The organism is Paenibacillus sp. 1SOY10, assembly GCF_056836745.1.
The window spans coordinates 136,845-158,743 of the sequence record NZ_JBXENK010000005.1 but is presented as its reverse complement, the minus strand read 5'-3'; the positions used below and the strand labels follow the sequence as shown (position 1 = coordinate 158,743).

Annotated in this window: 17 protein-coding genes; 11 read left to right on the top strand and 6 right to left on the bottom strand. The window is 52.9% G+C overall.

The annotated features are described in order from the left end of the window. Nucleotides 1–38: 38 nt before the first annotated feature. Nucleotides 39–899 carry a hypothetical protein gene (locus AC1VOR_RS14680; protein WP_482618692.1) on the bottom strand — a complete coding sequence of 287 codons (861 nt, stop codon included), beginning with the start codon at nt 897–899 and terminating at the stop codon, nt 39–41. Nucleotides 900–1,031: 132 nt separating this feature from the next. After that, on the bottom strand, nt 1,032–1,946 hold the full coding sequence (locus tag AC1VOR_RS14675; RefSeq protein WP_482618690.1) for a LysR substrate-binding domain-containing protein: 915 nt from the start codon (nt 1,944–1,946) through the stop codon (nt 1,032–1,034). Nucleotides 1,947–2,117: 171 nt separating this feature from the next. Here AC1VOR_RS14675 and AC1VOR_RS14670 point away from each other — a divergent pair, with 171 nt between their 5' ends. From AC1VOR_RS14670 to AC1VOR_RS14650, 5 genes are all read left to right on the top strand, one after another. Next, nucleotides 2,118–3,152 carry an ABC transporter ATP-binding protein gene (locus tag AC1VOR_RS14670; protein ID WP_482618688.1) on the top strand — a complete coding sequence of 345 codons (1,035 nt, stop codon included), beginning with the start codon at nt 2,118–2,120 and terminating at the stop codon, nt 3,150–3,152. A 24-nt stretch (nt 3,153–3,176) separates the two neighbouring features. Further along, nucleotides 3,177–4,283: an ABC transporter substrate-binding protein gene (locus AC1VOR_RS14665; protein ID WP_482618686.1), complete on the top strand. Its 1,107-nt coding sequence runs from the start codon at nt 3,177–3,179 to the stop codon at nt 4,281–4,283. 39 nt (nt 4,284–4,322) lie between these two features. After that, on the top strand, nt 4,323–6,008 hold the full coding sequence (locus tag AC1VOR_RS14660) for an ABC transporter permease (RefSeq protein WP_482618903.1): 1,686 nt from the start codon (nt 4,323–4,325) through the stop codon (nt 6,006–6,008). Next, nucleotides 6,005–7,381: an MBL fold metallo-hydrolase gene (locus AC1VOR_RS14655; protein ID WP_482618684.1), complete on the top strand. Its 1,377-nt coding sequence runs from the start codon at nt 6,005–6,007 to the stop codon at nt 7,379–7,381. Before AC1VOR_RS14660 ends, AC1VOR_RS14655 begins: the two co-directional genes overlap by 4 nt. Nucleotides 7,382–7,644: 263 nt before the next feature. Beyond that, complete coding sequence (locus tag AC1VOR_RS14650) at nt 7,645–10,365, top strand: endo-1,4-beta-xylanase (protein WP_482618682.1); 2,721 nt, start codon at nt 7,645–7,647, stop codon at nt 10,363–10,365. A 137-nt stretch (nt 10,366–10,502) separates the two neighbouring features. Here the strand turns inward: AC1VOR_RS14650 and ahpF are convergent, their stop codons facing one another. From ahpF to AC1VOR_RS14630, 4 genes are all read right to left on the bottom strand, one after another. Beyond that, on the bottom strand, nt 10,503–12,032 hold the full coding sequence (gene ahpF, locus AC1VOR_RS14645) for an alkyl hydroperoxide reductase subunit F (protein WP_482618680.1): 1,530 nt from the start codon (nt 12,030–12,032) through the stop codon (nt 10,503–10,505). 12 nt (nt 12,033–12,044) lie between these two features. Continuing rightward, a complete protein-coding gene (ahpC, locus tag AC1VOR_RS14640) occupies nt 12,045–12,608 on the bottom strand; it encodes an alkyl hydroperoxide reductase subunit C (RefSeq protein ID WP_018751773.1) in 564 nt (187 codons plus the stop codon). 566 nt (nt 12,609–13,174) lie between these two features. Then, nucleotides 13,175–14,014 carry a YitT family protein gene (locus tag AC1VOR_RS14635; protein ID WP_482618901.1) on the bottom strand — a complete coding sequence of 280 codons (840 nt, stop codon included), beginning with the start codon at nt 14,012–14,014 and terminating at the stop codon, nt 13,175–13,177. Nucleotides 14,015–14,228: 214 nt separating this feature from the next. Further along, a complete protein-coding gene (locus AC1VOR_RS14630; protein WP_482618679.1) occupies nt 14,229–14,594 on the bottom strand; it encodes a DUF2185 domain-containing protein in 366 nt (121 codons plus the stop codon). Between the two features lie 252 nt (nt 14,595–14,846). On the opposite strand from AC1VOR_RS14630, the gene AC1VOR_RS14625 reads away from it, so the two are divergent. The 6 genes from AC1VOR_RS14625 to AC1VOR_RS14600 all read left to right on the top strand — a co-directional run bounded on the left by AC1VOR_RS14625 (nt 14,847) and on the right by AC1VOR_RS14600 (nt 21,842). Further along, nucleotides 14,847–15,845 (top strand): beta-ketoacyl-ACP synthase III, encoded by a 999-nt coding sequence (locus AC1VOR_RS14625; RefSeq protein WP_482618678.1) that lies wholly within the window; start codon nt 14,847–14,849, stop codon nt 15,843–15,845. Then, nucleotides 15,835–17,265, top strand: a complete 1,431-nt coding sequence (locus AC1VOR_RS14620) for an ATP-grasp domain-containing protein (protein ID WP_482618677.1) — start codon at nt 15,835–15,837, stop codon at nt 17,263–17,265. Before AC1VOR_RS14625 ends, AC1VOR_RS14620 begins: the two co-directional genes overlap by 11 nt. After that, nucleotides 17,262–18,254 carry an NAD-dependent epimerase/dehydratase family protein gene (locus AC1VOR_RS14615; protein WP_482618676.1) on the top strand — a complete coding sequence of 331 codons (993 nt, stop codon included), beginning with the start codon at nt 17,262–17,264 and terminating at the stop codon, nt 18,252–18,254. The genes AC1VOR_RS14620 and AC1VOR_RS14615 overlap by 4 nt, the downstream gene beginning before the upstream one ends. An 89-nt stretch (nt 18,255–18,343) precedes the next feature. Beyond that, complete coding sequence (locus AC1VOR_RS14610) at nt 18,344–19,159, top strand: MBL fold metallo-hydrolase (protein WP_482618675.1); 816 nt, start codon at nt 18,344–18,346, stop codon at nt 19,157–19,159. After that, entirely contained in the window at nt 19,156–20,583 is a 1,428-nt protein-coding gene (locus AC1VOR_RS14605) for a F390 synthetase-related protein (protein WP_482618674.1), read from the top strand. Before AC1VOR_RS14610 ends, AC1VOR_RS14605 begins: the two co-directional genes overlap by 4 nt. Then, nucleotides 20,571–21,842 (top strand): GNAT family N-acetyltransferase, encoded by a 1,272-nt coding sequence (locus AC1VOR_RS14600; protein ID WP_482618673.1) that lies wholly within the window; start codon nt 20,571–20,573, stop codon nt 21,840–21,842. Before AC1VOR_RS14605 ends, AC1VOR_RS14600 begins: the two co-directional genes overlap by 13 nt. Nucleotides 21,843–21,899: the final 57 nt, after the last annotated feature.

The following is a 21,899-nucleotide window of genomic DNA, read 5'->3' as shown; positions in this document are numbered from 1 at the left end:
GAGATCCCGGGCTTTCTTAGGTTACCTATACCAATCGCCTAATATCTTTCCAGAATCGTCTCTGTCTTCAAACCGTCAACCGGAAGCAGCCAGCCACGGAGTTCCATGACGTTCATGAGTTCAGGGCGAAGTTCTGCCGCAACGTCGTGATCATCGGTTTTGAAAGAAATCTCTACCAGATTGTCGATCCCTGTCCCTGTACTATTTCGAATCGGCCACACTTCCAAAGTGAGTTCCTGTCCTTCCCATTCTCCACGATAACGCTCAAAGACTAACGGACCATGGGCCCGCGATTGAGACAATACCTGTTCTCCCCAATTGGGAGCAGACCATTTATTCAGCTTCCCGGGCAGCTTGTCTAGCAGAAGGGATAACATTTCCTCATCCGGAGGAAGCTCTGGACCATCCACCTTCGTCTTCTCCTTCTTCGTGTTGGAGAAGCTTAGTGTCTGCTTGTTATAACCCCAATCAATTTCAGCTTCATAATTATCATCTGATGCATCGAAGCCTTCCTGGTTAGCCAAAGTCAGCGCAGCATCAACATCTCCATTCAAGATCGGGTAGCGTTTCTTGTAGGTTAACTCGTAGTTGCTCTTGTCTTCCTTCTTACGGAATCGCACATTCCAACCTTCCTCATTCAGCGCAAGACTGTCCGTGTCATAATAAGCTACGCCGATCAACTCAGGGGTTGCTGGGAGATTGAATTGCTCCCTGACGCTCGTTTTTACTTGTCCCTCTGAGGTTAAGACGGCTTCAGGACTAGCAATAAACTTCACCTCGTACGCGGGGACGGCATTCGGTGCTGCGGACACAGGCTCCAGTACGGCACCGGAGAACACACTTCCCCATGTCGTAAAGCCAACCACCGCTGCCAACATGATGCGTTTCCAAGCTTTCACAATTCCTCACTCCTTTGGTGTATTGAATACAAGTTCACTCTAAAGGAGAAGTACAAGCACGCTGTTAAAAGAAAGGGAAATCTGCATCAAATTTCCATAGATTTTATGAAGGGCAACCTCTAGTTTTTGTTGCTACCGTTCCCTCTGCCCCAACTCGGCGTGCGCCCCCGCCTCTCTTAATACCTCACAGAAGCGGCTGACCTGAACCGACGGCAAGCGGTCCACATTATGTACACTATAGATATGCCGGGAGGTCTGATGACCCGGAATCGGCAGAATGTGTAACCAGCCCTGCTCCTGTTCTCTCCTCACGGCCATACGTGACAGAAATGCTACATGATGCCCGAGTAATACTAACTGTTTGATCGCCTCCAGGGAGTCCAATTCAACCGTGCTGCGCAGCTCCAGCCCATGCCGCTCCACCCATTGGTCCGTTAACTGCCGGGTGCTTGATTCTGTTCCGTGTAAAGCAAATGGCGTACGGGCAATCTGTTCAGGCTCCAGGATCTCGCCCTTTGCGATGGGATGATCGGGGGCACATACGAGCACCAGATCGTCCGAGCACAGAGGCTCGGCCAGTAAGTTCTTGTCAGTAAATAGCTCCGACGAGGTAACGCCAAGGTCGATCTGATGACGGGCAAGCATGTCCCGAATCACGAGCGAAGGCTTGACCGACAGCGAAATACGAATGCCGGGGAATTCCTGTGAGAAGGCGTTCAGGATTCGAGGTAACAGATAGGTTGCCGGAACATAACTCGCTCCGATATGCAGGGTGCCGCGATACAGATTGTCATATTCCTTGACAATACGCTTGGACTCTTTGGCTAGCGCATTCATTTTAATCGCATAATGCAACAGAGCCTGTCCGGCTTCGGTAAGAAAGGTCTTCCCGTTACGCGACTCAAACAGCTTGACCTCCATCTCCTTCTCCAGAGACTTCATATGGAACGTCACCGTTGGCTGCTTAATCCCCAGTATCTCGGCCACGCTGGTCATATTATGATGTCGATCCATTAACTCAACAATACGCAATTTCATCAGGTTCATGTCATCACTCTCCTCAATCTCTCCTTTATATAAGACCTCACTATAGATTTACTCTATGAACATCAACAGAATTCAAACAAAAAGTTAATTTGTCGTTTACATAAGTCTAATACTTAGCTTGAACCCAACCGTTACACTGAGAAAAGTTTAATAAGACAGGCAGGGATCAGAATGGAGATTGAAATTAAAGGGGTCCATAAATCATTTGCAGGCACACCCGCACTTCAGCTCACAGATTTGACACTGCGGCAAGGCGAGTTCACTACCTTACTGGGTCCGTCCGGCTGTGGCAAAACCACTCTCCTGAGAATGATTGCCGGGCTTGAGCAGCCTGATGGTGGGGAGATTTACTCAGCGGGAACATGTATCTACTCAGCAAGCCAGCGTATTGATGTACCTGCACATAAGCGCAAGTTCGGCATGGTGTTCCAGGATTTTGCCTTATGGCCGCATATGACGGTATTTGAGAATGTCGCCTTCGGCTTGAAGGCGGCCAAGCTTCAGCACAATCTCAAGAAAAAAGTCACCGAAGCCTTGGCCATGGTTCGACTTCAGGGAATGGAGAATCGCTATCCCCATCAGTTGTCAGGCGGACAGCAGCAGCGAGTGGCCTTCGCCAGAGCCGTTGCGATACGTCCAGCACTTGTGCTGTTTGATGAGCCCTTAAGTGCACTTGATGCCGTGCTACGTGAAGAAATGCGCGTAGAGATGATGTCCCTGGTCAAGGACATGGGCTTGACCGCCCTTTATGTCACCCATGATCAGATTGAAGCGATGTCGATGTCCGACAACATTGTCGTTATGCGTAAAGGTGAAGTGCTGCAACGGGGAACCCCAGAGTCCATCTACAAGTCGCCGAGCCACCCGTTTGTGGCGTCCTTTATCGGCAAGTCCAACTGGATCGAGCCCGACAAGGCCATGTTCCGCCCAGAGCAGGCCAGGTGGCATAGAACTTCAGACCATGACCTGAGCTACATGGCTACCATCCGGCACGTCAGCTATGTCGGTGAACGCTATGAGATTCGGCTCCAGGTGAATGAACTTTTGGAATGGACCGTTTACTCGCATCACCGAATGCCTGTTGGCGAACAAGTAACCTTGTATGTATCCCCACAGTCCGTGTGCTGGGTGCAAGGCCGTAGTACTGCTGAAAATGTCGATGAACCAGAGCAACAACCCAGCAATGAGCTTATAGCCTTAGGCTAACTAATAAGAAGGAGTGATTAGATTATGAAGACAAATTTGCGTAAAAGAGGGACGATGCTGCTGCTGGCTTCCCTAATGAGCATCAGCCTGTTCGGGTGCGGTAACGCCTCTAACAGCAACTCGGCGGGCGGATCTTCTACTAACGGACAAGCTACGCAGGCAAGCGCAGAAGCTGGTACAGAAACCAACAAAGAAGCAAACACAGAAAATTCCAAAACCTTGGGCGGGAAGCTAGTGCTATATAGTGCCGGACCGCAGAAGCTGGCGGATAATCTCATCAGTGGATTTGAGGAGAAGACCGGTGTCAAGGTCGAAATGTTCCAAGGGACAACAGGTAAAATTCTGGCCAGACTCGAAGCAGAGAAAGCCAATCCCGTTGCCGATGTAATCATCCTTGCTTCCCTGCCATCGATGCAATCCATGAAGGCGGAAGGGCTCACGATGCCTTATCCGGAAGCCGTGAACAGCGATAAGCTGAACAAAGAATGGTCCGACGCGGAAGGACATTATTTCAGTACTAGTGCCTCGGCGCTTGGCATTGTGTACAATACGAATCTGGTATCCACCCCGCCCAAGAGCTGGAGCGATCTGGAGCTTGCTGAATGGAAGGATGCGGTAAACATTCCTGACCCAACGCTGTCGGGATCAGCACTAGACTTCATTACTGGCTACTTAAGTGTAAACGGCGAAGAAGGCTGGTCCTTGTTCGAGAAGTATAAAGCTAACGGTGTTGCCATGGCTGGAGCCAATCAGGAGGCACTGGATCCGGTGATTACGGGGGCAAAAAGCGTGGTTGCCGCAGGTGTCGACTACATGACCTATTCGGCTAAAGCCAAGGGTGAGCCGGTAGATATCGTCTATCCGACAGAAGGAACCGTTGTCAGCCCGAGACCGGCGGCTATTCTGAACACAAGTCAAAATGTAGATAACGCCAAGGCATTCATCGACTATCTGCTGTCTGAAGATGCGCAGAAGCTGGTTGCCAAGGCTCACCTCATTCCTGGTCGTGAGGACATTGAGGCTGAAGGTCGTACGAACCTGAAGGATATTCCCCTGCTGACTGTAGACTGGAAGTGGATGAATGATCATGGCGATGAGACCGCAGCCAAGTTCTCCGAAGTATTCAAATAAGCAACAACAAGTGTAGGAAGGCAATGTGAGGTGAGCATGATGAGGTCTGGCTTCAAAGATAGTCCCGGGATTTTTCGCAACATTGGCATAATACTTGCTTTATTTCTGCTAATCATGGGTATTGTGGTACCGCTATTGATGATCTTCTGGCAAAGCATATCTACAGAGCAGGGATTGGACCTGTTAGGTCCGATCCGAACAATTGCCGGACATGAATTATCCAGTGTACTAATGCATACGATTGGGCTTGGATTCTGCGTAGTAGCAGGGACAACCCTGCTCGCTCTTCCCCTGGCCTGGATCATGTCCAAGACGCGGCTCGGACAATATCGCTGGATTGATGTGATTCTCATGATTCCTTTCATGACCCCTCCCTATATCGGCTCAATGGGTTGGATTCTGTTCATGCAAAGGGGAGGATATCTACAGCAATGGCTGCCGGGAAGTGCTGCCGTGAGCGATGCCTTCTTCAGCTTCGGGGGAATGGCGCTGATTATGTGTCTGCATCTGTTCCCTTTCCTCTACTTACTGCTGCGCGATGCCATAATTCGAATTGGCGGCAATCTGGAAGAGGTGGGTGCGGTCCATGGAGCGAGCAGCGGCTACCGCTTCCGGAGAATTATGCTGCCACTGCTGCTATCCTCGTATGGCATGGGTGCGATGCTGATCTTCGTCAAGACGATCGCCGAATTTGGGACACCCGCAACGTTTGGTCGGCGCATCGGCTACTATGTGATGACCTCAGAGATTCACAAATATATATCTAGCTGGCCTATCGATTTTGGCAAAGCCACCTCCCTCGCCTCCGTGCTGATGTCCGTATGTCTGGTGATGTGGTATATGCAATCTGTCATGAGCCGACGGTTCACCTATCGGCTCGTAGGCGGCAAGGGGCAACGAAGCAAGCGTTATGCTCTGCGCGGGTTGGCTGGCGTAGCCTCGTTAGCTTATTTGGGACTACTGCTGGTATTTTCGGTGGGTATCCCTTACTTTTCAGTCATTGCTGCCTCTCTGATGAAGCTCCGGGGAGCTGGCTTAGCCTGGGATAATCTCACGTTGGAGCACTACCGGGAGCTATTATCCTGGGGCTCAGTGAGTCTGAACGCATTGTGGAACAGTCTTGGCTTATCGCTCGCTGCATCCACAATTGCCGTTGTACTGGGCAGTGGCTTCGCCTTAATTATTGGCAAGTCGCAGCAGCGGACACAACGGTTCGTTGACCTGTTCAGCCTGTTACCCAATACCGTTCCAGGCATCGTCATGGTCGTAGGTCTGGTGCTGTTCTGGAATTCACCATGGCTGCCAGTCACCCTATACAATACCTATGGCATCGTGGTGCTCACGTATGTAGTGCTCTTCCTCCCTTATACGGTGCAATATGTAAAATCCAATTTCACTCAAATTGATGGAGTACTCTTTCAGGCTGCTCAAGTATTTGGCGGTAACCCATGGCTGATAGCAAGGCGCATTCTGCTACCGTTAATTATACCGGGAATGCTGGCGGGGTGGATCATGACCTTTACCATATCGGTTCGAGAATTGGTGGGTTCCTTATTGATCCTTCCTCCCTCTATGCAGACGTCAGCTACCTACATCTTCGCTCAGTTCGAGCAGGGACAAGTATCTCTGGGAATGGCGATGGCCGTCGTCTCTGTCGGAATGACTGTCCTATTACTACTCATTGTCGAAGCTCTTAAAACGAACAGAAAGTGGAATGCATCATGATGAAGCTCAAGGTTTGGGGCGGTGCTGGCGAACATGGCCGCTCCGCTTATGTACTCTGCAGTAGCCGGTTCCATCTGCTGCTGGATTGTGGAGTCAAACGAGAAGGCACCGGAGAATATCCGCTGATGGAACCTGAACTGGTTCCCAAGCTGGACGCTGTATTTCTGTCACACGCTCATGAGGATCATTCAGTAGCCATCCCCATCTTATACCGTATGGGCTATCAAGGGGAAGTCTGGACGACGCGAGAGACGGCTGCCCAGGTAGAAGGTTATTTCCAGAGCTGGAGCACGTTTGCCAAGCAATGGGGAGCTTCTCTTCCCTATGAAGATACAGACTATTGTTCCATCCGTTACCGCTTCCTGGACCAGGAGGCCAATAAACTAACATGGTTCGAAGCGATTCCCGGGGTTCAAGCAATGTGGGGACGCAGCGGACATATGGCCGGATCCGTATGGCTGTTGCTCCGGGTCGAGGGCAAGACCATCTTCTACTCGGGGGATTATACCGCTGAATCCATGCTGCTGGGAGACGATAATCCCGGGCTAGTTCGCATGAATGAGGCCGGAAAGGGAGATGGGGATCGTCTCTTTAAGCGAGTTGATTCTTCGGCCAGCTATGCCGATTTGGCAATTATTGATGCGGCTTATGGCACAGACTCTGAGTCCCAACAAGACAAGCTGAACACGCTGGAGGCCTCCATCAGCAGCACCCTCTTGCGCGGAGGCAAGGTTCTGCTTCCAGTACCAACAACAGGACGGGGCCAAGAAATGCTGCTATGGGCTTACAAGACTTACCGGGATTGCCCCATTGTCATCGAGCAGGGGTTGCTACGTGGCATGGAGCGGCTACTTCGTTATCCCGAATGGCTGCGCCAATATGCTGATTCCACTGGCCAGAAATGGATAAACCAACTGGAGCAATTCCTACTTCGCGATGATCTGCTTGTTCCAGATAGCGAAGCCCAGCGAATTCACTGGTTAAGAACTTTGGATTCCTCCATCTGGTTCATCACCGATGGGATGATGCAGTCCCAGCTTGCCCGTTGGTATTATAATCAGCTACGAGATGATTCTCGGAATCTGATATTGCTGACAGGTCATGCTGCCAAGGGCACCTTCGCCGATCAACTGTTGCAAGCGCCAGAAGAGTATGGGGCCTGTGAAGTACAGAAGCGTAGGTATAAGGTGCATCAAGGCTACAAGGATGTACGGCGGATGCTATCGACGATTCCCGCACGGCACAACGTACTGGTTCACGCGGCCAAGGAAGAGACGGACCAGCTAAGGCATCAATTGCTGAATGACGCTGCGGCCTGGAATGCCCAAACACAAATTCATTCGCTGTCGGCTAGCGAAGAACTATGGTTCTAAGCATATTACGACCTCCTACTCGTATTCAGATAAGAAGTCTCCAGCCATCCAACAGTGGATAAGGAGGCTTCTTATCTTATTTAGGCTGCAACCGGGAGAAGCCCTCCCCGCTCAATAACCTAAGAAAAGCACGGGTTGACCTTTAATCTGTAGAAAGTCCGCAAGTCCACAAAATGGTATCATTTGGATGTAAAGGAGGGATGATTTTATAAAATGTAAGCGTTTTAATTGTTTTGACCAATTATCCGAGGGGAAGTGAGTGAATGTTGAAAAGCATGAAGCATGCCGTCTCGCTATTACTCGCCGCGGCTTTGCTGATTCCGTCAGGATGGCTGACGACGGTGGCTCAAGCCGGGACGGACCTGACCCTGAATGACACGACAACGGTGTATCATGAAGATTTTACGAGCGGCAAGGGCGCTGCGATGCAGTCGGGCGGTGCCTCCTTGACTGCGGTAACCGGCAAGTTCTACACGGGCAATGAGGATGGGGCCGCCCTGCATGTTGGCGGGCGAGCTAACAACTGGGATGGCGCTGACTTTCGATTTGAAGGCATCGGGCTGGAGCATGGAAGCACCTATATCGTCACCGTGTCCGTCTATGTAGACGCGGATGTCAGTGTGCCGGACGGAGCGCAAGCCTTTCTGCAAACCGTCAACAGCTACGGTTGGCTGGATGGCAAGCCCTTTGTTGCTGGCAGCCCGCTGACGCTGAGCAAAGAATTCACTGTAGACACCGGTAAAGATATCGCACTGCGGATTCAGTCCAATGACGCCGGAGCCGGGGTACCCTTCTATATCGGGAGTATACTGGTTACTGCCGAGACAGGCTCAGGTGGAGAAGACCCCCCTAGAGAGCCAGCCTTACCGTTTCAAGCCATCACCTTTGAAGATGGAACCACCGGGGGCTTCACGGGGAGAGCCGGGTCCGAAACGTTAACCGTCACCACGGAGGATAATCACACGCCGGGCGGCTCACGGGCCTTGAAGGTGGAAGGACGGACCAGTACCTGGCACGGGCCGGCGCTGCGCGTAGAACCCTATGTGAACCTGGGCGAAGAATACAAGATCTCCGCTTGGATCAAGCTGATCGAGCCCGAAAGCTCACAAATCCAGCTATCCACCCAAATCGGCAATGGCGGCTCCGCCAATTACGTGGCTTTGGCAGCCAAGACCATCCGTACCGCTGACGGTTGGGTGCTATATGAAGGAACATACCGTTACAACAGCGTGGGAGGGGAATTTTTGACGATATATGCCGAAAGCTCAAACAATGCCACCGCTTCCTTCTATATCGATGACATCCGCTTTGAGAGCACGGGCTCCGGGCCGATCGACATCGACAAGGACCTGCTTCCGCTTAAGAAGGCTTACGAAGATGATTTCCTGATCGGTAGTGCCATTTCGGCAGAGGATTTGGAGGGTGTGCGCTTCGAATTGCTGAGCATGCACCACAACACCGCCACGGCGGGCAACGCCATGAAGCCGGACGCCTTGCAACGGAACCCGGGCAATTTTACGTTTGCCGAAGCCGAAGCCATGATCAACACGGTAAGGGGCGCCGGGATGAATATGCATGGACATGTGCTGGTATGGCATCAGCAATCCCCTGCCTGGATGAATACAACGACCAATGCGCAAGGTCAAACCGTCCCCTTGGGGCGTACAGAAGCACTTCTTAATCTGCGGACCCATATCCAGACCGTCATGGAGCATTTTGGCGATAACGTGATTTCCTGGGATGTGGTGAATGAAGCCATGAATGATAACCCGCCTAACCCAACCAACTGGGAGGGAGCGCTGCGCACATCTCCATGGTACCAGGCCATTGGCCCGGACTATGTAGAGCAAGCGTTCCTCGCCGCCCGGGAGGTGCTGGATGATCATCCTGAGTGGGATATCAAGCTATATTACAACGACTATAACGAGGATAACCGGAACAAGGCCGACGCCATTTATAGTATGGTACAGGAGTTAAACGACCGCTATGCCCTAACGCATCCCGGGAAGCTTCTGATCGACGGTGTAGGCATGCAAGGACATTACAACCTGAATACGAATCCGCAAAATGTCAGACTGTCCCTGGAGCAGTTCCTCTCCCTGGGTGTAGAGGTCAGCATCACGGAGCTTGATATTCAGGCAGGCAGCAACTATGAATTATCCGAACCGCTGGCGAACGCGCAAGGCTTCTTGTACGCTCAATTGATGAACCTTTTCCGTGAGCATACAGACCAGATCAGCCGCGTGACCTTCTGGGGACTGGACGACGCTACAAGCTGGCGAGCTTCATCCAACCCGCTGCTGTTCGATAAGAACCTGCAAGCCAAACCCGCCTACTATGGCGTCATCGACCCGGACAAATTCATCGATGAGCATCAGCCCGAGTTACCCGAGGCGCGCCAGTCGACAGCCAGCTACGGCACGCCGACGATGGACGGGATCGTAGATGCCATATGGAATGCAGCACCAGTGATCCCCATCGACCGCTATCAACTGGCCTGGGAAGGTGCCAGCGGAACGGCCACAGCCCTCTGGGATGACCAGTACCTGTACGTACTGATTCAGGTAAATGACGCACAGCTAGACAAGACTAACGCCAACCCTTGGGAGCAGGACTCTGCGGAAATTTTCCTGGACGAAAATAACGCCAAAACCCCGTTCTATCAAGCCGATGATGGACAATACCGGATTAACTTCGACAATGAAACCTCCTTTAATCCGGAGAGCATTGGAGATGGCTTCGCCTCATTCGTCACCGCGCTCGGCACAAGCTATACGGTCGAAGCCAGAATTCCATTCCGGTCGATCTCCCCGGCCAACGGGGTGAAAATCGGCTTCGATGCACAAATCAACGATGCCAAGGATGGCATGCGTCAAAGCATCGCCACCTGGAACGACACGACCGGCAACGGATATCAGGATACTTCCATTTATGGTGTACTGACCCTGACTGGCAAGCCGGACCCTGGAAATTGCGGGTTTTAAAAGCATAATAATAAACTTGTAAGTGTTGTGTTGTACGGACTTATGAAAAAACGGCGGTGCCGGGGATCTCTCCCCGCACCGCCGTTCTTCTTGCTATATCGTTCATCCGAACATGGTAGACCTGACCTGCTTATCGCTTATTGGTTGCGAATCATATAATCGAACGCGCCCAAGGCCGCTGTTGCGCCAGACCCCATGGAAATAATGATTTGCTTGTAAGGCGAATTGGTGCAATCCCCTGCGGCAAATACGCCAGGGATCGTGGTTGCTCCGTGGTTGTCTACGATGATCTCGCCCATCTTCGTACGTTCGAGCGCACCATCCAGCCAATCCGTATTCGGCACAAGACCGATTTGCACGAATATCCCTTGAAGCTCGATATGCTTCTCTTCACCACTTTCGCGCTCGATATAAGTCACCCCGTCTACCTTGCTGGTGCCGGTGATTTCCTTAACTTGAGCATTCTTGATAACCGTGGTATTGGACAGGCTATTCAGACGGTCTTGCAAGACGGAATCTGCCTTCAGTTCTGGCATGAATTCCAGCACGGTTACATGCGAAGCCACACCTGCCAGATCGATCGCCGCCTCAATGCCGGAGTTGCCTCCGCCCACGACGGCTACATGCTTGCCTGCGAATAAGGGACCATCACAATGCGGGCAATACGCCACGCCTTTGTTCTTGAACTCTGCTTCTCCAGGAACGCCGATGTTACGCCACCGGGCCCCTGTGGAGATAATGACCGTCTTGCTCTTCAGCACCGCGCCATTTTCCAGCTCTAGCTCCACGAGTTCCTTCTTCTCCAGACGTTTGGCAAGCTGACCCTTCATAATGTCGATGTTGTATTCCTTCGCATGCTCTTCCAGACTTGCCGCCAGCTTGGGTCCTTCCGTATACTTCACGCTAATGAAGTTCTCGATGCCGAGCGTATCATTGACTTGACCGCCAAAGCGTTCAGCCACGATCCCGGTACGGATGCCTTTGCGCGCTGCGTAGATCGCCGCACTCGCTCCAGCCGGACCACCGCCGACTACCAGCACGTCATACGGCTCTTTATTTTCAAATTCGGAAGCATCCGAAGTTCCCAGCTTGCCCAGGATATCCTCGATGGTCATCCGTCCGTTGCCGAACAATTCCCCATTCAGATGTACCGTAGGCACGGCCAGAATTTCCTTGCTCTCGACTTCTTCCTTAAAAGCCGCCCCATCAATCATCGTATGGGAAATGCCGGGGTTCAGCACACTCATCAGGTTCAGCGCCTGAACCACGTCCGGACAGTTATGACACGACAGACTTACATAGGTCTCAAAGCGGTATTCGCCTTGAATACCCTTGATTTGGTCAATCACACTTTGCTCCACCTTAGGTGGTCTTCCGCTGACTTGCAGCAAGGCCAGCACCAGGGAAGTGAATTCATGTCCTAACGGAACACCGGCAAAGGTAATCCCCGTATCCTCGCCTTTACGGTTCACGCTAAAGCTTGGAGTTCTGGGCAAGGAGGCGGTCTCAACCGTGATCTTCCCCGACATATCGGCCAGTTCTTGAACCAGGTCCAACATATCCTGAGATACCGAATCGCTTCCTGCACTGACTTTCAGCAGAATGTCGCCTTCCAGAAGCTGAAGGTATTGCTCCAGTTGTTGTTTGATATCCGCGTCCAGTTTCATAGTAAACTCTCCTTAAATTTTGCCAACAAGGTCAAGGCTTGGTTTCAGGGTTTCGCCGCCCTCTTTCCACTTCGCCGGGCATACTTCTCCTGGATGATTATGAACATATTGAGCCGCCTTGATCTTGTCGACCAATGTGCTGGCATCGCGACCGATGCCGCCAGCCGTAATTTCAATCGCTTGAATCACACCGTTCGGGTCGATGATGAATGTACCACGGTCAGCCATACCGTCTTCTTCGATCAGTACGTCGAAGTTGCGGGAAATGACATGGGATGGGTCACCAATCATGATGTAAGTTACTTTGCCGATCGCTTCCGAGCTATCATGCCATGCTTTGTGCACGTAGTGGGAATCGGTGGATACAGAATATACTTCAACGCCAAGCTCTTGCAGCGTTGCATATTGGTCTTGGAGATCCTCCAGTTCCGTAGGGCATACAAAGGTGAAGTCGGCAGGGTAGAAGCATACTACGCTCCATTTGCCCTTGAAGTTCTCCTCGGATACCTCGATAAACTTCCCATTGTGATAAGCAGATGCGTTAAACGGCAATACTTCTTTTCCAATCAAAGACATAAAATAAACTCTCCTTTCGGAACATTTGGTTTTTTGTTTATAATCATTATATTATACCAATGATTATCGTTATCAATATATTTCATCAACTCTTCATCTAAGTATTTACAGAAAAGCGTGCTTTCGTACATACAATTTTCATATTTTACTAAATAAAACTGCATGGATGCAGGTGTCAAACACTGATTTTAAAATTAAGCTTGGCTAGTCGGATCAAAATAACAACCAGAGGTTGGCATGAGCCTGCCAGGGAGCAACTCAAAAGACCCCTGCACCTCTATCGCCCTTTAACAGGAAATCCTCCTGCTAATCCGTCTGTATTTCACCAAATATCATAAATAGATGGAAATTCTCATGTTAATTTTAGGCTGTCCCCCGTAAATCGACCATTTCACAATAATTTAGCATGAGGAAATCCCTATAAACCCCCGATTTTGGCGGATATGAGCGATTTAGCGGGAGTTTTCCCTATAATTAAGAAAGGAAAGTCCCCAACAGAACTCGGGAACTAGCGGTATTCAGCTAATTGTTAGATTATTTTTAGAGTAAGCCGGTTATTCTTCAATTTATTTGGAAATGTCCAGAAAGCCTTCGCCGAAGACGTCGCGTACATCGTGGATAGTAAGGAACGCAGCAGTGTCAATCGACTTCACAATCTTCTTCAACGTGGACACCTCTTGCTTGCTAATTACAATATAGAGGACTTCCTTCTGCTTCTTTGTGTAATAACCATGTCCTGATAACACCGTTACGCCACGATCCATCTGCGTGATAACCATCTCTGCAATACTGTCCTGCTTCTCGGAAATGATCATAACTGCTTTCTTGGGATTTAGCCCCTCAATCATAAAGTCCATGACCTTGGTGCCGATGTACAAGCAGACAATCGTCAGCATCAGCTTCTCTGGGCCAATAATGAAGTAAGAGGAGAAGGCAACGATCAGATCGAAGAACAGCAGCCCGTAGCTGATATTCCAGTCCAGGTATTTATTCGTAATTCGCGCCAAAATAACCGTTCCCGCTGTCGTTCCTCCAACACGTACGATCAAGCCAATGCCGACCCCGATGATCACGCCAGCAAATACGGCGTTTATCGTAGGCTCCTGCGAGTCAATGGTCCATCCTTCTGTGACATGCAGAAATAATGAGTTGAACGCGACCGCAATAATGGTGTACACCGTGGTGCGCCGATCAAGAAATCTATATCCAACTATAAGCAGCAGTCCATTAAGCACGATGTTGACAATGGATGGCGACCACTGGAATAAGTAGTACAGAATAATCGTGACCCCGGTCACGCCACCCTCCCCGAATTCATTCGGGATGATGAATAGATTGACGGCCAGCGCGAACAGGAAGGCCCCCAATATAATTGTTGCGATATCCGCTAATTTCTTTTTTACCATGACCATGATCCTCTCTAAGCGTGTCTCCCCGCAAGGATGGACAGCATCTGGCCCCTGTACAAACCGATACAGCCCTGAGCCAGACCACTCCTCACGAATGTTACGAGCATTCCGCAACCAGATCATAGTATCCACTTCGTTCTGTAAAGTCAATACGACTTTGACACTTTACTTCGCTATCCCATTCACATGGAAAAGGGCTTCTCAGCCCTGATTAATCCCGAGCTGCCTCCCACTCCGTATCCAGCACCAGCACATCATCTTCATTGCGAATATAGGCCGTGCCCGGCGGGGAATCCAGGAATGGAATGATCTCCCGGTCATAGTTACAGATCGTATTCACCAAATACACCCCATGGTTCTCCGGGTTGTCCATATACGCGTCGTCCTCGTCCCCCGCCATAAATCTCCACCCGCTATCAGGGTACTGGCTACCCGTGGTGTCCTCTCTGTACATAAAGCCTACCTTGCACCCATCCACTGTAATGCGATCTGTAGCGATGCAGCCTTCAGTCGATTCAATCAAAGGTACGATCTGATTTGCGTCTAGTGCATATTTCTTTGCAGGTTGATTTGCCAAATTGCATTCACTCCTATCGTATGGGATGACTGAATGTCTTCGACAACTTTCGCCAAAAACCTCTTCTTGTTTCCTAATAAATGCGTAAATGCGGTTCAAAAAGTCAGCGGTGCAGCGCCTCTACAATCACCGTCCTGCTACCCAGGACCTTTGATCGTTGTATTTGAGCATCGAATTCTATAGGCTAGGATTAAAGCATCAAATGCCCGGGATATGCTTCCGGACACAGCCAGAGCACGGGAGAGGATCAACATGCATGATCGTAAAATAAAAATATTGGGCACCGGAAAATACTTGCCCAGCCGCGTTGTCACGGATGAGGAATTGGACCAAAGGTTAGGCGTGCAGCCAGGTTGGGTACATAAGATTACCGGCGTTGGATTTCGGCACTATGCCACTGCCGAAGAGACGGCCTCATATATGGGGGCCCGAGCCGCGGAGGCCGCGCTAAAAAATGCCGGGCTGCGCTTCGAGGACATCGATTGCCTGGTCTGCACCAGCGGAACCAAGGAGCAGCCGCTGCCGTCCACAGCGGTATGGATCCAGCGGGCTATGGGCCAGGATATGTCCGGCGTTCCGGCGTTTGATATCGATGCGACCTGTCTGAGCTTCCTTACCGGACTGGACGTGATGTCCTACATGGTCCATGCCGGAAGATATCGGCATGTACTGCTTGTGGCCACGGAAATTGCTTCGGTCGGCTTGAACTGGAAGGACAAAGAAAGTGCTGCCCTGTTCGGGGATGGTGCGGCAGCGGTTATTATCGGCCCCGCCGGAGAGCAGGAAGCTTCACGTATCCGTCAGGCCTCACTCCGAACCTACAGCAAAGGAGCCCACTATTCGGAGATTCCCGGAGGAGGAACCAAATACCACCCGGATCAACCGATTCCAGTAGCGGACCCTTTCAAATTCCATATGGATGGCCAAAGCATCTTCCGTCTGGCCTCCAAGCTGCTGCCCGGGTTCGTTGATGAGTTGCTTGCCGGCTCACATATAAATATGAAGGAATTCAAGATGGTTATTCCCCATCAGGGAAGTGCCATGGCCATGCGGCTACTGCAAAAGAAGTTGGGCATCGCTACCGCTCAATTTATGAATATTACGCCAGGCCACGGCAATACCATTGCCGCCTCCATTCCGATGGGGCTACATGAGGCCATCCAGCAGCAGCGGATACAGCGTGGCGATTCCCTGCTCCTGATCGGCACGGCTGCGGGTCTCACGCTGGGAGGCATGGTTCTTGACTACTAAGCAAGCCACTAGCGAGATAAGTCAGGAGCCAGCGCAGCCGAAGAGTAGTCAGCGAATCCTGATTACCGGCGGAAGAGCACCGGTCGCTCTGGAACTGGTCCGGCTCTTGCATCGTGCCGGGCATACCGTGTACGCGGCGGAAAGTCTGGACCATTATCTATGTCGCAGTTCCAACACGGTGGAGGGTACGGCTGCTTTGCCTGCCCCAAGGCAGCATACGCAAGCTTTTCTGGCAGAATTGGAGCGGTTGGTCATTCAGTGGCGTATTGATTTGCTGATCCCCACCTGCGAGGAGATCTTTTATGTCGCCCAAGGGCTGGGCCAACTACAGCCCCTTTGCCGGGTACTCTGCCCAGAGCTTGCGGTGCTGCACCGCCTGCATCACAAGGCTGAATTTATAAGCTGGGTAGCGGAGCTAGGTTTTCAAGTGCCCGCTACGGCACTGATTGAGGACAAATCTGCTTGGAGCGAGGTAGAGAAATACGGGATTGGGGCTAAGGCCCGGGATTGGGTAGGAAGCGTCGATCCTCCCTCCTCTTCGGTTCTTGGTCACCCGGTCATGGACCTGAGCGAGGCTCCTTCACTCATGCCACTGTCGCTAGTGTTCAAGCCTGCTTATTCGCGATTCGCCTCCCGGGTGATTTTGCCGGAGAGAAGAAGACTTGAACAACGTAGTGAGAGAATTCTATCTACGGGTAAACAACAAGATATGCGATTGAGGCAGATTCGGAGCTTAAGTGGAAAGGCAGCCCTCTACCGGGACGAAGCCATGCATGAGGTGTCTCCTTCCAAACCCTGGGTCGCTCAGGAGTTCATCGAAGGCCAGGCCTGGTGCACTTATAGTGTCGTGTATGAGGGCGGGCTGATTGCCCATGCCGCCTATGCTTGTCATTACCGCACGGGACAGGCCGGGGCCTGCGTTCATTTCCAGCAAGCGGAGCAGCCCGCTTTATTGGATTGGGTGAGGCGCTTCACGGCCGAGATCGGGTATACGGGCCAAATCAGCTTCGACTTCATCCAAGCCAAAGACGGCACGCTGTACCCAATTGAATGCAACCCCCGCGTGACCAGCGGGGTGCATTTGTTTGAGCCGGGGGATGGGCTGGCAGAAGCCTTGACCCAGCCGGAGGTAGTGGCCCTCTCGGACCGTGTCATGATGCCGAGGACCGGATCAGCGGCAATGATCCGGCTGGCCATGCTGGGCAGCGGCTTCAAGTATGTCCGTGGCGCGCGGACATGGCGGCGATGGATGAATGCGCTGCGCGGAGCCCGCGATGTGATTCGTCGCCCCGAAGACCCTGGTCCCTTTATGGAGCAGCTTCGCATGATGTACGACGTATGGCAGCGGAGCAGGCGGTTGGGGATGACCGTAACCCAAGCCTTGACCGAAGATATGGAATGGAATGGTGATTCAAAATGACAAAGGCACTGATAACTGGAGCAACCGGATTTCTGGGAGGACATGCCGCCCGCAGGCTGGCCCACATGGGCTGGGAGGTGAGCGCCATGGGCCGTTCCCTGGATGCCGGGGGGGAACTGGAGCGGGATGGCATCCGCTTTGTTGAAGCGGATTTGCGGGATGCGGCTGCGGTGGAACGAGCCTGTGCAGGGCAGGATGTTGTCCTGCATTGCGGCGCTTTATCCGCGCCGTGGGGGCCTTACCGCAGCTTCTACGAATGTAATGTAGAAGCTACGCGTCACGTGCTGGCGGGCTGCCACAAGCACGGAGTTCAGCGGCTCGTCCACATCTCCACGCCAAGCGTGCTGTTCGATTATCGTCCGCGCCGCGCCGTCCGCGAGGATGCTCCGCGGCCACAGCGGCCCGCGAACGCCTACGCCGCTACCAAGCTGCTGGCGGAGCAAGAGGTGCTGGCCGCCTGCCAAGACGGTCTGCCAGCGTTGATCCTGCGGCCGCGGGCTATCTTCGGCCCGCAGGACCAATCGCTCTTCCCCCGGCTGCTGGAAACCAACGCCCAGGGAGGCGTTCCGATGATTGGTGACGGTCAAGCCATCATCGACCTGACCTATGTCGACAATGTCGTGGACGCCATGATCCTCGGCTGTCAGGCCGGGCCGGAAGCACTCGGGCGAGCCTATCATATCTCGAACGGGGAAGCGTACACCTTCCGCGAGCTGATGGAGAAGCTATTTGCCATGCTGGACCTCCCTCTGCATACACGGAAGCTTCCTTACAAAATGGCCTATGGTCTGGCTGCGGTGCTGGAGCTAGTCTACACCGCCTTACCACTGAAAGGTGAACCTCCACTGACGCGCTATACCGTGGGTTCAATAGGGGTGACGCATACGCTAGACATCTCGCTAGCTCGCCAATATCTTGGCTATTCACCCCAGGTTTCTGTTGAAGACGGCTTGCGCCGCTTTGCCGATTGGTGGGTGAAGTCATGCTGACCTCCCTGCCCATCAAGCTGATAATTCGCTCAGCCGGCTATTGCGTGCATCCGGAATGGCTGACGCTGAAGGGGGGCAGCTTCCGGCCCGTGAAGTTCCCGGCTGGCTTTGCTTGCCTGCTGCATCCGGTACACGGGCCGATCCTGTTCGATACCGGATACAGTACCCGCTTCTTCCGGGAGACGGCCACGTTGCCAAACGCGTTGTACCGCTACATTACCCCGGTACATTTCCGGGAAGAGGACAGCGCAGCGGCTCAGCTTCGGCAAGAAGGCATCGCCCCGGAGGATGTACGCTACATTATCCTCTCCCACTTCCATGCCGACCACATCGGCGGCGCACGGGACTACCCGAACGCCCACTTCATTTATCTGGACAAGGCCTATGCCGCGGTTCGCGGGCTCGGCAAGTTCGCTCGGGTGAAAGCGGGCTTTCTGCCGGGGCTGCTACCCGAGGACTTCGCTGACCGTTCGCTGCCGGTGGGCGAAGCACCTGGGAGAAGGGGGCTGGAGCTGGACAGCACTGCCGCCAAACCATCGGCTACCTGGGCTACTTCGTTTGGCCCAGGAGCCCCGTTCGCACCCGAGGAGGTCTATGACTTGCTCGGTGACGGAAGCGTGCTGGCCGTGGAGCTATCTGGCCATGCCGAGGGAATGATCGGCGTGTTCGTCTCCACCACCGCCCACGATTATTTGCTATGCGCGGACACCGTCTGGTCGAGTCGAGCATTTCTCGAACAGCGGCCACCCCATCCAGCCGCCGGACTGATTATGTCGGACAGGCTGGACTACAAGCATAGCTTCAAGCGTCTGCAAGCGCTAAGAGCATGGCATCCGGGTTTGCGCGTCGTTCCCAGCCATTGCCCAATCGCTTTGGACAACTGGGGAAAAGGAGTGCTTGCATGAAGCTGCATCAAGTGGTCTATCATTATCTCAGAACTAAATATATGGAGCGGCGGTTCACCCAAGCGAGCCCTCCGCCTTCTGCCGGACGAGCAAAGCGTGGCAATCACCGTTCTCCCAGCCCTGCGAGCCTCACTGCTGAGCCCCCTTTCAATCATCAGGCAATCTTGCAGGACCGGCTGGCACGTTGGCAGGAGAAGCAGGTCATTCGCCATGTGCAGTGGGTGCGCCAGTCTTCGCCTTTTTATCGAAGATTGTGGGAGGATCTACCTGACGAGGATTGGCGCAGCTTCCCCATCATCGAGAAATCCAGTATGATGGAGCATTTTGATGAGCTAAATACCGTCGGTATTCGCCGTGAGGAAGCGCTGAATCTAGCCGCGCGCGCGGAGCAGACCCGGGATTTCAAGCCACTGCTGGGCGGTGTCACCATCGGCCTGTCCTCCGGCACCTCGGGCAACCGAGGGTTATTTGTAGTAAGCGCGCGTGAACAAGCTGCGTGGAGTGGAACCGTACTAGCGAAAATGCTGCCGGGTGGGCTACTTCAACGAGAGAAGATTGCTTTTTTCCTGCGTGCTAACAGTAATCTGTACGAGTCTGTCCAGCGTGGACGCTTGCAGTTTCAGTATTTTGATATGCTGGAGCCTATAGAGCGTTTGGTTAAGCGACTCCAGGATTACCGTCCGGGTATCTGGATCGCTCCCCCCTCCATGCTGCGCCTGCTGGCTGAGGCCGTTGTCTCCGGTAGACTTACCGCACGACCACACAAGCTGATCTCGGTAGCGGAAGTGCTGGACCCGCTCGACCGCAAATATATCGAGTTGGCCTTCGGTCTGCCTGTGCATCAGGCCTACCAGTGTACGGAGGGCTTCCTGGGCTACACCTGCGAGCACGGCACATTGCACTTGAATGAGGACCTGGTCATGATCGAAAAGGAATATCTGGATACGGAGTCCCGTCGCTTCGTGCCGATCATTACGGACTTCTCCAGAACCTCGCAGCCGATTGTCCGCTACCGACTGAACGATATTTTGACCGAAGCGGCGGAGCCTTGTCCCTGTGGGCTGGCGTATACCGCTATTGAACGAATTGAGGGCCGTTGCGATGATATTCTCTATCTGCCACATCCCGTGAGCAGCGAACCCGTAGCGGTGTTCCCTGACTTCATTACCCGCGCGGTCATTGGGGCTTCACCTGACATTGAGCATTACCGCGTGGTCCAGACCGGGGCAAAGCAATTCGACATCGCCCTGATGCTGCGGGCCGGGCGAGAGCAGGATGGGGAGCTTGAGGCCGCTATTTTAAGGGAGCTTGCTAACCTATGTAATCGGCTGGGCTGCAAACCGCCGAAGCTGACTTTTTCCCCATATGATGTTGTTCCTGGAATAACGAAGCTACGGCGGGTGGAGAGGAGATGGCAGATGTGAGTGACGAGGCAGTGATCCGCTTTTACGATGAAACAAATATCTCCGATCTAGCATGGCCGGATACGGAATACGGACAATACGCCAAGCATTATCTGCTGCCGCTCCTGCTTGCCCCCTCCGTGGAACAGTACATAGATAATGTGTGCACCCGGCTGCTGGTGGTGACTGTGGATGGGGTGCCACTCCCGGTGACCGTTAATGAAGAAGAGTATGGCAATTCCTATGTCTGCTCCCCTTACACCCATTTTGTGACGTATGCCCGTGAAGAATTGGCTTTACTCGGGAACCGTCCCGCCGAAGCCGTGCTTGGCGGCCTGCTCAGCGGGATCGGCTGGATGCTGCGGCGCGTCCGCTTCAACCGGGTGGTCCAGGTGAACAATTGGCTGGTCTCTACCAATCTCTTCCCGCCGGTGTCGCCGGAACGGTTCAAGCAGCTTATGCAGGTATTGCAGCAGCGTTACCCCAGGCATGTGGTGATCTGCCGCTCACTGAATGAAACGACGACCCGGCCTTATCTGACCGCCATGCGAGAACAGGGCTGCAAGCTTATTCCTAGCCGACAGATTTATTTGCTGCATGGCTCGGGCCACCAAGCCGCTGCCGTTGGGGAGGCTAGTGAAGCTGCTAGTGTGGATGCTGATGAGGGAGCTAACGGAAGGACGAGCCAGCCAATTTATCCTACTTCCCTTCCACCCGTTCCGGCCAAAGCTCGCTGGCTGGTGAAGCGGGACCGGGCATTGATTATGAAGCAAGACTACACCGTGTGTGGTCCCAAGGAGATAGGCCCAGAGGATGCCGCCCGTATCAAGGAACTGTACGATATGTTGTACATTGACAAGTACTCACCCTGCAATCCACAATTAAATGAAAGCTTCATCCGTACAGCTATCGCTACAAGAACGTTGGAACTGCATGGACTACGCAAAAACGGCCGACTGGACGCAGTCCTTGGCTTCTTCGCCCGGGATGGGATTATGACAGCTCCCCTCTTCGGCTATGACACTTCCCAGCCCCAAAAGCTGGGACTATACCGTATGCTGTCTGCCGTGCTAATTGGCATTGCCGCAGAGCGCAGCCTGCTGCTTCATGAGAGCTCCGGGGTTGGACAGTTCAAGCGTAATCGTGGAGCGGTGGCGGAGTTGGAGGTGATGGCGGTGTATGACAAGCACCTACACATAAGTGTCCGTGTATGCTGGACACTGTTGGAGAAGCTTCTGTACGGTATCGGGGTACCGATTATTCAACGGCTGAAGCTATGAGCCAGGCGGCTGATGCCATACCATTTGGTCCCTGATTTTCAAATTCTCAAAAAGGAG